14 protein-coding genes are annotated in these 14,299 nt (G+C 43.7%); 2 read left to right on the forward strand and 12 right to left on the reverse strand.

Annotation, left to right across the window (positions count from 1 at the left end; genetic code table 11):
- Positions 1-141 precede the first annotated feature (141 nt).
- The 5 genes from AC1DOV_RS29215 to AC1DOV_RS29235 all read right to left on the reverse strand — a co-directional run bounded on the left by AC1DOV_RS29215 (position 142) and on the right by AC1DOV_RS29235 (position 4,068).
- Positions 142-888, reverse strand: coding sequence for a hypothetical protein (locus AC1DOV_RS29215; RefSeq protein WP_477551706.1), 747 nt, complete (start codon positions 886-888; stop codon positions 142-144).
- On the reverse strand, positions 888-1,766 hold the full coding sequence (locus AC1DOV_RS29220) for an ATP-binding cassette domain-containing protein (protein WP_477551707.1): 879 nt from the start codon (positions 1,764-1,766) through the stop codon (positions 888-890). The genes AC1DOV_RS29215 and AC1DOV_RS29220 overlap by 1 nt, the downstream gene beginning before the upstream one ends.
- A complete protein-coding gene (locus AC1DOV_RS29225; RefSeq protein WP_076271901.1) occupies positions 1,763-2,131 on the reverse strand; it encodes a GntR family transcriptional regulator in 369 nt (122 codons plus the stop codon). Before AC1DOV_RS29225 ends, AC1DOV_RS29220 begins: the two co-directional genes overlap by 4 nt.
- A 216-nt stretch (positions 2,132-2,347) precedes the next feature.
- The gene (locus tag AC1DOV_RS29230; RefSeq protein WP_477512493.1) at positions 2,348-3,142 is read right to left on the reverse strand and encodes an alpha/beta hydrolase; all 795 of its coding nucleotides are present in this window, start codon (positions 3,140-3,142) and stop codon (positions 2,348-2,350) included.
- Positions 3,143-3,156: 14 nt separating this feature from the next.
- Positions 3,157-4,068: a Gfo/Idh/MocA family protein gene (locus AC1DOV_RS29235; RefSeq protein WP_477551708.1), complete on the reverse strand. Its 912-nt coding sequence runs from the start codon at positions 4,066-4,068 to the stop codon at positions 3,157-3,159.
- A 224-nt stretch (positions 4,069-4,292) separates the two neighbouring features.
- On the opposite strand from AC1DOV_RS29235, the gene AC1DOV_RS29240 reads away from it, so the two are divergent.
- Together AC1DOV_RS29240 and AC1DOV_RS29245 are read left to right on the forward strand one after the other, a co-directional pair.
- Positions 4,293-5,258 carry an ATP-binding protein gene (locus AC1DOV_RS29240; protein ID WP_477551709.1) on the forward strand — a complete coding sequence of 322 codons (966 nt, stop codon included), beginning with the start codon at positions 4,293-4,295 and terminating at the stop codon, positions 5,256-5,258.
- Positions 5,259-5,285: 27 nt separating this feature from the next.
- Complete coding sequence (locus AC1DOV_RS29245; RefSeq protein WP_477551710.1) at positions 5,286-6,164, forward strand: tetratricopeptide repeat protein; 879 nt, start codon at positions 5,286-5,288, stop codon at positions 6,162-6,164.
- Positions 6,165-6,210: 46 nt separating this feature from the next.
- Here AC1DOV_RS29245 and AC1DOV_RS29250 read toward each other — a convergent pair whose 3' ends face one another.
- The 7 genes from AC1DOV_RS29250 to AC1DOV_RS29280 form a co-directional block, all read right to left on the reverse strand.
- Complete coding sequence (locus tag AC1DOV_RS29250; protein WP_477551711.1) at positions 6,211-7,236, reverse strand: S-layer homology domain-containing protein; 1,026 nt, start codon at positions 7,234-7,236, stop codon at positions 6,211-6,213.
- 203 nt (positions 7,237-7,439) lie between these two features.
- On the reverse strand, positions 7,440-8,882 hold the full coding sequence (locus AC1DOV_RS29255) for a nicotinate phosphoribosyltransferase (RefSeq protein WP_477551712.1): 1,443 nt from the start codon (positions 8,880-8,882) through the stop codon (positions 7,440-7,442).
- Between the two features lie 138 nt (positions 8,883-9,020).
- Positions 9,021-9,620: a response regulator transcription factor gene (locus AC1DOV_RS29260; protein WP_339207155.1), complete on the reverse strand. Its 600-nt coding sequence runs from the start codon at positions 9,618-9,620 to the stop codon at positions 9,021-9,023.
- A 31-nt stretch (positions 9,621-9,651) separates the two neighbouring features.
- On the reverse strand, positions 9,652-10,770 hold the full coding sequence (locus AC1DOV_RS29265; RefSeq protein WP_477551713.1) for a sensor histidine kinase: 1,119 nt from the start codon (positions 10,768-10,770) through the stop codon (positions 9,652-9,654).
- 155 nt (positions 10,771-10,925) lie between these two features.
- Positions 10,926-11,981, reverse strand: coding sequence for a Delta(5) desaturase DesA (desA, locus tag AC1DOV_RS29270; protein WP_477551714.1), 1,056 nt, complete (start codon positions 11,979-11,981; stop codon positions 10,926-10,928).
- A gap of 244 nt (positions 11,982-12,225) precedes the next feature.
- Positions 12,226-13,458 (reverse strand): aminopeptidase, encoded by a 1,233-nt coding sequence (locus AC1DOV_RS29275; protein ID WP_477551715.1) that lies wholly within the window; start codon positions 13,456-13,458, stop codon positions 12,226-12,228.
- 96 nt (positions 13,459-13,554) lie between these two features.
- Positions 13,555-14,160, reverse strand: coding sequence for a TetR/AcrR family transcriptional regulator (locus AC1DOV_RS29280; protein WP_477551716.1), 606 nt, complete (start codon positions 14,158-14,160; stop codon positions 13,555-13,557).
- Positions 14,161-14,299: the final 139 nt, after the last annotated feature.

The raw sequence follows: 14,299 nt of genomic DNA on the forward strand, positions 1-14,299 counted from the left end.
ACTCGATAATGTTAATGCTCATATCATACTATATTTCGACAATGTTCGATAAGCCTCCTTCAAAAATTTGGTTGTTGACAAAATAAATAAAGCCGTTTCCAAAGATCATTACGATCTTTGGAAACGGCTTGAATACTTGGATTAAAATAACTTTTTTCTTATTGATACACGGCGAAGCATCATAAAATTCAAAGCTACAATACACAGCATGACAGCAAAGGCAAGAATAATGACTGCTGCTAGCGATGCTCGTTCTACCTCTAATCCCGTTTGCAATAGATTGCCTATCCAGTCTGACGATAGAACAGCCTCCATCGCCATCATTGGCAGCAGGGCAGCAACTGAAATTAGTACGCCTATCTTCCAATTAAATCGATAAAATCCGGAGCCAATGAGCCAACCGCTGCCAAAGTAGGCAAAGAACAAACAGAAATATTCAAAAAAGATCCAGCCGAGCTCTAAAGAAGAAGAAAACAAATGCGGATTGTTCAGCTCTAATGTCCAATTGTTTTTGTCATAAATGAACTGCTCGACGGGATACCCTATCGTTAATATAAGGGCGAATATGGCTGAAAATAGGACTAGTACTAAACTCACGCCTCCAATAAAGTGCTTTCTCGTTACTCCACTGGAAACAAAGCTTGCAAGCGATGCAGGGGTCAGCAGTATGCCAATGACAAGCAGAAATAATCTCGGGGATATGGTCGTGCTTTCCCAAACCTCTTGCCCTTCAAAATCAGGTCCTACTATAGCCTCAGCATTCGTTAAAATGCCTATACCAATATAGATCAGAATAAATATGACCCAATAAAAAAAGATCGTCCAACGAAAGGTGTACATCATATGCTGTGCCACATTAAGCACGGGATGTTTTCTCTTGCTGCTCATTATTCATCCCCTCTTTTCTTCGTCAAATGAACGAATAAATCTTGCAGTGATACAGGACCAAGCTCAAGCCCTGCTGCTAATGCTTGCTTGCGCTTCACATCAGTGAGCTCTCCGAACACAGTAACTGACTTCGTTTTACCAAGCTTCTGCTCCCCAAGCACCGTCAATCCTTCTGCAAAACGATCCACGCTTTCACTCGGTCCAGTTATAGATGAGCCGCGCGCCCGCAGCGCATCTGTTTCCTCATGCATGATTAGGCGACCTTTATCCAAAATAAGCACCTCTTCAAACAAATTGCCTACTTCCTCAATTAAATGCGTAGATAAAATGAAAGTACGAGGCGTTTCCATATAATCATTAAGCAGCTCTTCATAAAAGGTATAGCGGGACGGAGCATCCATGCCAAGATAAGCCTCATCAAAAATCGTAACCGGTGCGCGGCTAGCAAGGCCAATCGTCACGCCAAGCGCCGACTTCATTCCTCTCGAAAGGGTAGATATACGTTTCTTAATCGGGAGCTCATAGTGACGAATGAGTCGATCCGCATAGTTTGCATCCCAATTGGGCCAGCAGCTAGCCGAAAGCTTTAATACGTCACGAACGTATAAAGTGTCCGGCATATGGCCGCTTTCTTGGATAAAGCATACTTGCTCCATGATGCGTGCATTTTCGAATGGCGCTTCACCATCTATCGATATTTCACCATCTGATTGCTGTCGATAGGATGCTATGATCGATAATAGACTGGTTTTTCCAGAACCATTTCTACCGAGCAAACCGTATATTTTGCCACCCTCGAGCTTGAACGAAATATTGTGTAGCGCTGAAAATGATCCATAACGCTGCCCCAATTGATTCACTTCGATACCTAGCGTCATACGTCAGTCCTCCCTTTCACTTGTTCGATGCGACCAATGATATCTGCAAGAGGGACACCAATTTTCTCAGCTTCCGCAAGCATTTGATCGACGACCTCTTCGAAAAAACGATCTCTGCGCTGTGCCAGCAGCAATTGCCTAGCTTCGCCATTTACAAACATGCCGATTCCCCTTTTCTTATACAAAATGCCTTCCTCCGTCAATAAATGAAAGCCTTTCGCTGCTGTAGCAGGGTTTATACGATAAAACGCAGCATACTGGTTTGTTGACATGACCTGCTCATCTTCTTGCAAAATGCCGCTTATGATGTCGTCTTTAATTTTGTCTGCTATTTGTTGGTAAATGGGACTTCGATCATCAAACACGTCATCACCCCTTTAGGTTACATGGTTCATTAGTTATATAACTAACCATACAACCGTGACCAATAAATGTCAAGCCTATTTCATTACAGCATGTGATACAGACCTCTGAGGCTAAACGTTGAGAACAAAAAAAACTGCCTCCGGGTATTAACCGTGAGACAGCTTCTTGTCCTCTTATGATAAGCAGTACGTTTGTCCGAGTAACTGGACAGTCCGTTATTTGGTTGCTTGAATTCCCTTCATCCATCCGATCAGCTCCTTGCTTACTTGCTCCAGCTGCTCCTCCGGCTTAATGCTTGCTGGTCGATCCCCTTTTTGCGTGCCATAGGAACCAAATTGACCATGATTCCCTCCTTCAATCGTGACATACTGCGTTGAGCTAGGCATATACCGTTTTCCTTTGCCCCATGCCTCCCAATCCAACACGCCATCATTAGACGCAGTGACTTGCAATACTGGCAGCTTAGCATCTTCAAGAGTTCCAGCTTTTTCTGCATAGGCCGCAAGGAAAAAGATACCCTTAAGTTGATCCAAATGCTCCGCAGCATATCGTGAAGCAAAAACACCGCCAAGCGAGTGGCCGCCTATAACGTAACTTTCCTCTGGATGCTCAGCAATAAAATCATCCGCTTTATTTTGCCCCATTAAAGCAAGATTAAGCGGCATACTTGCAATGTATACACGGTGGCCAGCGTCAGCGAGCTTGTGAGCTAAAGGTGCATAGCTTTTTGGATCTACTAATCCACCTGGATAAAAAATAACATTAGGCTGAACAATCCCGGCTGCTCCAGCGGTCGGTTCAAAGCGATAGCCTGCTTGTCCAATGCTGACCGTAACTTGTTCATCGCTCTTCATGGCAGCTTTTGCCTCAGCAGATGGTGAATAAACCATCATTTGATACGCGACAGCCAGTGACAATAGTAATACCAAAACAATGGCTAACGTCCATATAAGCACCCTCTTTTTTCGCGCTTGCTTCGGTTTTGCCAATGCCTTTGAATCGTGACTCATTTCGTGCACTCCCTTTATTCCAGCATCTTCATTAGCAGCTTTTGTGATTCCAGAGCTTCTTCACCATTCACGCTTGGACTCTTATCTTGTACGATACATTGAATGAAGTGAAGAACAGCATCCTCAAAACCTCGTTGTTTCAGAGTCGTTTGCCAAGATGGCGGCAACGTTTGTGTTACTGTATCGTCACGCTCTACTTCGAGCAAACTCATATTTTTTACACGAATAATTTCGCCTGCCGATACAATTTCGAGCTGCTCCAAGTTCGTTCCTGCATGTCGGTGCATCGCAGTCGATAACGTGTAACCACCGAATGTACTGTAGTGATGCTGTGCATAAAGCAGCTGATTATGCTCGTTAACATTAACGACGCCGTTCATCACAGTCGCCTTCCCATCTGCAAGCCAGCGTGCTGTATCAACTACATGCAAATAATCGTCCAGCATCGTAAAATCTGCGGTTTGTGGACCAACTGAATTCGTCCGATGTTTCTCCATCCGAACCCATGCCGTGTCTGTCATTCGGTTCTTTGCTTCTATGTATAAAGGAGAAAAACGACGGTTAAAGCCAACCATCAGCTTCCGGCCAAACTTTTCTGCGAGCTCCGCAAGCTGCTCTGCCTGATGCAAAGTAGCTGCCAGCGGTTTATCCAGATATACATCCTTACCCTGTTTGAGCAGAGTTGACACTACCTCATAATGAGTGTCAGTAGCGCTATGTACAAAAACAGCATCGCAGCGGTCAGCCAGCTCAAGTAAGCTTCCATAGGATGAAATTCGGTACTGCTCACAAATTACTGCACGCTTCTCTGCATTAGGTGAAAAAGCACCAACAAAATTCCAGTCTACAGCTTTCGATAAAATAGGAAGATAGGCCTTTTGTGCAATTCCTCCAAGTCCAACCATACCAATACGCGGTTTGGTCATTTTAAACCACCTCTTCATAGTTTCATTATTAACAGGATTACTTCAAGCTATTAGCAATAATCCATTTAACTCGCTTCCTAAACTATACACTTATTTGCGTGGGCTGGCATTTGAATACGAAAATTATAGTACCTGAATAAATACATTTCTATATAAAAACACACTGTAAACTCTCAAAATTTGGTACACTAGTAGCAAATTTGTTTTAAAAAAGGATGATGACCATGTCCGATCATAACGACCGTGATGATCTTGCTGATCGACGCCGCAGTAAGCTGAAGGTGCTTCGATTTGATAATAACGGTAAAGATTTAGTTGAATCCGAAAAGCCTGATGAAACCTTTGCGGACGTAGGCGGGCTTGAGGATGTTAAGAAAAAAATACGTATGAATTTCATATTACCATTGAAGCAGCCTGAGCTGTTTGCAGCCTACGGCAAGGAAGCGGGCGGCAGCCTTCTGCTGTACGGGCCTCCAGGCTGCGGCAAAACCTTTCTTGCGCGAGCGGTTGCCGGAGAAATAGATGCTAATTTCATGCACATTGAGCTGCAGGCTATTCTAGGCATGTACGTCGGTCAAAGCGAAAACAATTTGCATGACATTTTTGAGAAGGCTCGGGAAAATAAACCGTGCGTCATCTTTATTGATGAGCTTGACGCGATGGGCGGCAGCCGCAATCAGATGCGTCAGCATCATGACCGCATACTCGTCAATCAGCTTCTGATGGAGCTCGATGGACTTCGTACGTTCAATGATCAAGTATTTGTCATCGGAGCGACGAATACGCCTTGGTACCTTGATTCCGCGCTGCGCAGACCCGGAAGGTTTAACCATATGATTTTTGTACCGCCGCCTGAAGAATCGGAGCGTACAACCATCCTGCAGCTAAAGCTAGCTGGAAAGCCGCTTTCCTCGCTTGATTTAAATAAAATCTCGAAGGAGACCAAACATTTCTCTGGAGCGGATCTGGAGCAAATCGTGAAGGATGCCGTTGAGAGCGCACTGGAGCGTACACTCGATATTGGAGAAATTCAGCCCATATCGCAGGACGATTTGAAAAAAGCTGCAAAACATCGAAAGGCGACCACTCTCGATTGGTTTGCCACAGCCAAAAACTATGCTACGTTCAGCGATATTAATCAGGACTATCAAATCGTTCTCGATTATATGAAACAAAGCGGTTTGAAATAAATCCGATATAGCGAGGTAGACATAGTTATGATGGAAATAGAAGAGGAAATGACCAGTAAACGATACGAGCGAATACAACAGCTCATGGGTTGGAAAAAGTTTAAGGAAGCTTCTGTTGAGGCGCTTGCGCTAATTCAGGATACTCCAGAGGACCCCTATGCCTATGCACTGTTCGGGCAGGTTAGTCTATACATGGATAATCTGGATCAAGCCCTTCACTGGACAGAACAATCGCTTCTACGCGACCCGGAAAATGAATTAGCCTGGTTTGTTCGCAGCAATGCTTTTTATTCGATGGAAAATTGGAAAGCAGCCTTGGAATCGATTGCCGAAGGGCAGCGAATTGATCCTTATGAACCACATTATTATTTCTTACTGGCTAACATATACAATAAAACGAGAAGGTATGAAGAAGCCCGGGATTTGCTATTGAAAGGACTTGAAATCTCTCCTGAAAATTCATTGTATCTCGCTAATTTAAGCTATAACGAAGCGTTATTGAATCATTTTGCCGAATCAAAAATGCTGGCTAATCAAGCTTTGCGGCTCGATGTCGAGTCTGATATGGTTTACTTATATTTGGCATGGTCAGCGGAAAGACGGAACGACTACGACGACTATCTGCTCATGCTCAAGAATGCCATCAGACTAGACCCTGAAGACAAGCAAATTCGCCAAGAGTTTCTCGAAGGTCTACAAAAAAATTATAAATTCTATCGTTTTATGCTCTTGCCTGGGAATCTATTGAAGAAGCTAAAGCCTTGGCAGGTTCTTCTCTGTTGGATTGTGTTATGGATCGTATTTAGACCACTCGTTATTTTATTTATCATTCTCTATGTCGCCACACACTGGATAACAAGGTTGCTCGTGCATGTAAAAGTGTTTGGCTGGAAAAGAAGAAGGTGAGCAGCATGTGCTCACCTTCTTCTTTTATTATGGGCACGCTTAGATGTTATTCAAGCACGGAATCCAAACGCATTATAGTCATATAAGCTTGTTGACGTGTATATGTGCCCTTCGGGCTAAACATATTATTTCCGGTGCCTTTCATAACATCGTACATCGATACGAAATCAACGCTTAGCATAGCCCAGCTAGCTATACTGCTGTTGTCAGCAAACACCGAAACATCCGCTGCAACTTCATAACCAAGCACCTCTGCCGTGTTCGCGAGCATGACGGCTGCCTCTTGCCTTGTTATGCTGCCGCTTGGATCAAACTTGCCGTTTCCTTTGCCGTTTACGATACCCATCAGATTAGCGGCAATTACTTCCTTAATCTTTGTATCCGTGAATGGATTATCGCTGAGGCTGACCTCATTTTCCAATAAAATGTCGTCAATTGTTTGACCCGTTTTAACTTCGAGCAATCTAATAATAATTTTTGCAAAATCTGCACGCGTTATTTGTTTTTTGTAGTTGTTTTGCATCTCCGTCGGTACAAGCCCAGCAGCAATAGCTGCGTCTACTTCCTCCTTCGCCCAAGCATCGGGCTGCTCGCCTGTAGCTGCACCCTTATCAATTTTTAAGAAGTAGCTTGTCATGTCACCGGTTGCTTCATCCCAAATAAATAATTCATAATAAGGAGCGCCAAATTCAAAAGTTACAGTTCCCGTCGTATTCGCAGCTAGTTCACTGATTAGCTCTTTTTTGCCGTTTATCGTCCAAGGTACTGGTTCTGAAACCAACATCCCTTTATCCAATTTATAGCCTAACACAACAACGCTAGTGTTAACCTTCGCTGTGAAACTTAAGACTGCATTTTCTGGAACGAGTGTTGAAGTAACCACTTCATCCTCATAAATTTCTCCCAAATCATTGAACGTCAGCGATTCCGTTACATCGCCAAATTTCTTCGATAACGAATACGTATACTTATCCTTCGAAACTTCAGAAGCAGCAGCCACCGGCATCACGAAAGAAAATAGCATTAAACATGCTGTCAGCCATATAAGTATCGTTTTTTTACCTTTCTTCATATCCTTACCTCCAAATTATGTTGTTTTGTTACTGCTACTATTTCCACAATATAGGTGTAATCTCCTTTATTTTCGACAAATCTCCTCATTTATCATGTTAGTCATTAAGATTGCGCTGCCATAAACAGCAAAAGACATTTGTGCACGAGTGTGCAACAAATGTCTTTTATTAATAAATAGCACCCTATTTTCTAAGAAGTCAGCTACTGCTGGTGCTTCTGTATCAATTCCCGCTTTAGCTCCCACGTCGCTTCACTTAAATTAACGCGGTATGCTTCCGCATTGAGCTTACGCAAATATTGCGGCCAAAATAGTTCAAATTGTCCCATATGATAGCTGCGAATTCGATCTAAGCTCGGCATATCATATACTAATTCGCCATCTGCAAAAATCGGCTTTAATAATGTTATCGCCTCATAATGAGTAATAAATTTATGGATATAAGAATGAACTGGGTCAAACAGTTTAATTCGCTCTCCCCTGTTTACATGCTGCTCATCCCTCAGCGTAATATAATCCGCTTCTGCTTTTCCAGTTGATGTGTTAATGATACGGTAAAGCTGCTTGAACCCCGGTGTGGATATCTTCTCTGGATTAGCTGAAATTTTGATAACCGGCTCGTAGCTCCCGTTTTTCTCACGCGCGACAAGCTTGTACACACCGCCGAGTGAAGGCTGATCCGCTGCGGTAATCAGCTTCGTACCGATACCCCATACATCAATCTTTGCGCCTTGCGACTTTAGGTTAGAAATAATAGCTTCGTCCAAGTCACTGGAGGCAACGATATTCACATAAGGCAGGCCAGCTTCATCGAGCATTTTCCGCGCCATTTGTGATAAATACGCTAAATCGCCGCTATCAAGGCGGATCGCATTCATTCGTTTCCCCTGGCTCTCTAGCATATGGGCGATCTTAATCGCGTTGGGAACTCCGCTTTTGAGCGTGTTGTACGTATCTACCAGCAGAGTTACATAGTCAGGCAGCGATTCCGCATAAGCTCGAAATGCTTCCTCCTCCGTATCATGCCCCTGCACCCAAGAATGGGCATGCGTGCCTTTGGCAGGAATGCCAAACAGCATGCCAGCCCTCATATTAGAAGTCGCATGGAAGCCCGCAATATAAGTAGCTCTTGCTCCCCAAACCGCTGCATCTGCCTCTTGCGCACGCCTCGTTCCGAACTCAAGCAATACGTCATCTGGAGCAACCTGCTTAATTCGAGCAGCCTTCGTCGCGATCAACGTCTGATAGTTCATCATATTGAGGATAGCCGTTTCTATGAGCTGTGCTTCAAATACGCGTGCCTCAACGCAGAACAATGGTTCATTCGCAAAAACGAGCGTTCCTTCCTCTACCGAATAAATATTGCCTGTAAACCGAAAGCTGCGCAGCTCATCAAGAAACTCCTCTTTGTAGTTCTCTTCTTGCGTACGCAAATATGTAATTTCCTCTTCTCCGAAATGAAGAGACTGAATGTATTCCACAATTCTCTCCAAACCTGCGAATACAGCAAAGCCGTTATTAAAGGGAAGCTTGCGGAAATACGCCTCGAATACAACCCTCTCATCTTTGCTTCCTTGCAGCCAATGCGCGTACATCATATTTACTTGGTACTTATCTGTATGAAGTGTCAAATTTGTATAACTCATCCCATTAACTCCCTTCCCTAGTACTCTCTCCAATACCCGTTCCTTTAACTCTTGAAAACAAAAAAAGCGCCGTTGAGATCGAATAACTCCGCTCAATAACGCATCATATTTTCACTTCGGTGCTCTTGTACTGGTACATTATTTGAACCAGCCCTTTTCTTTAAACCGAGTAATCGCCTCGATGCGGTTGCTGACGTCAAGCTTATCAAGAATGACAGATATATAGTTGCGAACGGTACCCGTCGTAATAAACAGCTCGCTTGCAATTTCCTTCGTGTTTTTCCCATCTGCTACGAGCACAAGCACTTCCTTCTCGCGCTCTGTTAACGGATTTTCTTGTCCGTATGCCTCATCTACAAGCTCCGATGCGAAGATCCGTCGTCCAGCCATGACGCTACGAATCGAATTGGCAAGCTCCTCGCTTGGGCTGTCCTTAAGCAAATAGCCACTAACTCCCGCTTTGAGAGCACGCTCAAAGTAACCGGATCTTGCAAATGTCGTCAAAATAATGACCTTGCAGCCCTGTCCCTTCAGCTCCTCAGCAGCATCAAGCCCAGTCTTGGCCGGCATTTCAATATCCATAATACAAATATCAGGCTTGTGCTCATGCACAAGACTTATGGCATGTTCTCCATTGCTTGCTCTTCCGACGACCTTCATATCCTCTTCCAAATCAAGCAAGGAAGCGAGGGCGCCCAGCAGCATGCGCTGATCCTCGGCAATGACGATTCTGATCATATTATCCCTCAATCCCCTTTTTAATAAATCATTACATTTGTTTAATAACGGTTGGCACCTTAATAATGAGCGTCGCTCCATCATTCGAAATGATATCTAGGCTTCCGTTCACGAACTCAAGACGCTCCTTCATGCCTTGAAGACCATGGCCTCCGTAGTTTCTAGCTTCCTCAGGAATTCCTACACCATTGTCCTGCACCTTCAGCAACAGCTCTGTCCGCGCTGATTGAATCGTTACGGTGCACGTCGTTGCCCCGCTGTGTTTGACAACATTCGTTACCGCTTCCTTCAAACACATGCTGAGAACATTTTCAGTGAGCAAATTCGCAGTACCAAGCTTCAATTCTCCCACGAGCTCGAATTCAATTTCGGCAGCCTTCAAAATCTGCTTTACCCGAAACATTTCATCCTCAATTCTTGTTCCGCGCATCTGCGTAACCATTTCCCGCACTTCTTTAAGCGCGGTTCGCGCCGTCTGGCGAACATCATTGATTTCCGCTTGGGCTTGCGCTGGGTTCTTGACCATCAGCTTGCCCGCGAGGTCACTCTTCAAACCGATTAGCGACAGCTTCTGTCCCAGCGTATCATGCAAATCACGCGCGATTCGCTGCCTCTCCTCAAGCTTCACAAGTTCCGATATCCGCTTATTCGCGTCCTCAAGCTGCCCTTCGAGCTGACCCTGCTTGTTTTTGTTGTACGTGTTGAAGGGAAGCAGGATAACGACGATGAGACTAATGAGTATGAACGGAAACTGTGTAAAAAACAACGTGTTCTGTGTAGCAAATCCGTAATTGACCGTTACGAACGTACTGACAATATGAATCGTATACAAAGTAAAAAATCCAGCTCGATTCTGAATATGTCCGATAAAAAAAGCTAGAAATATCGAAAAATAAACGTAACTGAACAATAAAGTCATCGCAATCGATATAATAATTTGCACACTCGTCCAGAAATACACTAGCCAGCCCTTAGAGACAAACGATAGCCGGTAACAAATAAAAAACAAAATAATCATGATGATACCGGATACGGCTTCATAAGGGGAAGACGAACGAAAAATAAAATAAAAAGGCAAAATACAGAAGACGACCCACACATATGGGCTTAGACCTGTGTTTTTCTGAAAAATCTGATACCACTTGTTCATGGTCGTCCATCCTTTATCCCATGCCATACGATGGTTATGATTATTTTATAATCATTTTAGCATATACAACATTTCAAGTATTTATTTTCCTTGATGCTGTATGCACTAGAAGCCAGCCTGTAAGGGCGTGGCTTCTGGTGTATGTTTATATGGAGTTATTTAAATTTCAAGCTTGCTTGTGTCGCTTTTATTTTCTCAGATGATGCTTTTGCTTTACGAAGACGATGCTTGATCCCTTTGAAGCTGACAAATTTTTTGTCTGATTCATCCCAAAGACGAAACTGGAGTGATTCTAAGCTTTCGCTGATCGTAATCGTCGTCGCTTTGTGAAGCGGCGGCGTTGCATTATGCGCTTTTTCCAAGTTATAGTTCGGAACCTTTGGGCTCAAATGATGAACGTGGTGGAAGCCGATGTTGCCTGTAATCCATTGCAGCACTTTAGGCAGCTTGTAGTAAGAGCTTCCGTCAACAGCAGCTTTCACATAACTCCACTCGTCTTCATTCTCAAAATAAGAATCCTCAAATTGATGCTGTACATAAAACAACCATATGCCGAGCAGACCCGATACAAAAAACACAGGACCTTGAACAAGCAGGAATGCTTGCCAACCGATTGCCCAGATAAGCAGCGCGTAAGAGCCTACGATCAAAGCATTTGTTAAATAAGTGTTCATCCGTTCCTTGCGTCTAGCACCTTTAATATTAAAGCGGTATTGAATAAGGAAAACACCGATTGGACCAAGTCCAAACATAACTAGCGGATGACGATACATACGATAGGCAAACCGGCGCATAAGCGGCGCTGCTGCGTATTCTTCCACCGTTAAAATCCACAAATCGCCAACGCCCCGTTTATCGAGGTTGCTGCTTGTTGCGTGATGGATAGAATGTGAATTTTTCCACTGTCTATAAGGGACAAGCGTAATGACGCCTGTAATTGTACCTATGATATCGTTTGCTTTTTTGCTTTTGAAAAACGATCCGTGACAGCAGTCATGAAAGATGATGAATGTACGAATGACGAAACCAGAAGTAAGCAGCACCAACGGAACAGTAAGCCAGTACGATATGGAAAGACTATAGTAAGAGGCATACCAGAGCAGAACGAGTGGCACTAAGGTGTTAATAAGCTGTCTGATACTCGACTTTAAATCCGTTTTCTCAAATGGGGCAACTTCTTTTTTCAAGTGAGCATGTTTAAGCTCTGTCATCGCATTTTCCTCCTCAATATGACGCTTGGAGAGTATCCCGGACGTCTAACGCAGTATTCTAACTTTATTGTAAAGAAAACTGTCAGGTCATTGTAGTCATAAACGTCAATACGATGGCATGACATTTGTCATATAGCCATCTGGGAAGTTGTCTTATTTAAGTAAAAGAACCCATAAAACAGAAAAAAGCTACCGGGAAGAAGCATTCGCCTCTTCCAGATAGCTCTTTATTTGCTAACCCTAATTAAATTGCCCAATTTCCTTTACGGAAGATAGGGACTACCGTTCCATCCTTCGTGATGCCATCGATATCCATTTCAGCTGAGCCGATCATAAAATCATTATGCGTGATGCTGGCATTAACGCCGTTCTCAGCAAGCTCTTCTGGTGACATCGACTTGCCGCCCTCGATATTGAAAGCATAACCGCTGCCGATTGCCAGATGATTAGATGCATTCTCATCAAACAACGTATTATAGAACAAGATGTTGGACTGCGAAATCGGTGACTCATGTGGAACGAGCGCAACCTCGCCTAGGTAATGCGCGCCATCGTCAATGTCTACAAGCTTCTGCAGGATGTCTTGGCCTTCTTCAGCCTCTACCTTCACAATACGTCCGGCTTCAAACGTCAGCTTGAAACGATCGATAATGTTGCCGCCATAGCTTAGCGGCTTCGTACTGGATACATAACCGTTTGCGCCTGTTTTTAGCGGAACTGTAAACACTTCCTCGGTCGGCATATTCGCCATGAAAGGAATGTTGTTAATGTTCGTGCTGCCTGCAGCGACCCAAATATGCTTCTCCGGCAATTCAATCGTAAGATCCGTGCCAGGAGCCGTATAATGCAATTTATGAAAACGGTTCTGGTTGAGCGTCTCGCCCTTGCTGTGAAGATTCGCATTATGCTCTTCCCATGCCTTAACAGGGTTCTCAGCATGCAAACGAACCGATTCAAAAATAGCTGTCCACAGCTTTTGGGCCGCTTCCTCTTCCCCTGCTTCCGGGAATACCTTCGCTGCCCATTGCTTGCTCGCTGCCGCAACTACTGTCCAGCTCACCTTATCCGATTGAATAGCTCTGCGGAACTCCTGCAAGCCTTGGCCAGATGCTTTCTGGAAGCTGGAAATACGTCCTGAATCGATGCCTTTCAGCAAATCTGGGCTTGATGAAACGATGGAGATAAACGCTGCTCCGCGTTCCACAAACGAGTTGCGTTTTGCCGTTTCCCATTCGGGGTAACGCGCAAATACTTCGTCTGCTGCTTGCTCATATTTTAATCTGGACAATGAATCGTCAGTCCACTCCACATGGACGTTGCTCGCGCCTGCTTCATAGGCTTTGCCGGCTACAAGTCTAACGAGTGCTGCTTGATCGACAGCTCCTGTAACGAATACCTCTTGGCCCTGCTGTACGTTCACTCCAATTTTTACAATCAACTCTGCATACGTATCTAAATGATGTTCAAATCCACTCATGATCTCGTATTCTCCCTTCATTCATACCTCTATGTACAAACATGCTGCAGCCTAAATTGTATCGAATATACAAGCCCATAGTCAAATAACATGGACCTACGAATTAGACTCTGGTCCAGAGTTGCAAATACCATAAAAGAAGAGATGAATAAACTCATCAAGAAAATCGTCTACTTGTTCGCTTTGCTGCGCCAAATCTAGGAACATGTGGGATTGCGCTTTTAGCATATTGATATAAGCGATAATGGTCGGAGTCGATACCTTCTTCGAGATCTCGCCCTTCCTTTTCCCTTCTTCTACAAATTGTACGACGAGCGGCATCCCCTTTGTTCGATAAAGCTCTTCAATATATTGATTCGTTTCGTCATCAATCAGGAACTGTGTGAAAAATTCAGGAGTAAAGGCGCGATAAGCTTCCTTATCTACAAACACGATATATTGAATGATCTCCTTTAGGGAGTGATCACCTTGAATGAATGTTTCAAAATCGGTAATGCTCTTATCAATAAATTGTTTGAATACCTCGCTAAGCAGTGCATCCTTACTGCCGAAATAATTGTAAATCGTCACTTGAGATACTTCAGCTTCCGCTGCAATATCGGCGATTCGTATTTTTTTGGGCTCCCACGTCTTGAGCATGTCTAAAACCGTCTTCTTAATCTTCTCCTTGATTAATTCCTTCCTTCTCTCGAAACCGTTCATACTGCCTCCTGCAATCACTTCTATTTTAATTTAATGAAATTATAGCACATCTATATTTCATAACCCATTGACTTCTAATCCTAACGAAATTATCATAAATAATGAAATCAAATAATAAAATAATTTCATAATTACAAAT

The sequence above is a fragment of the Paenibacillus sp. 01T47 genome (assembly GCF_056398245.1).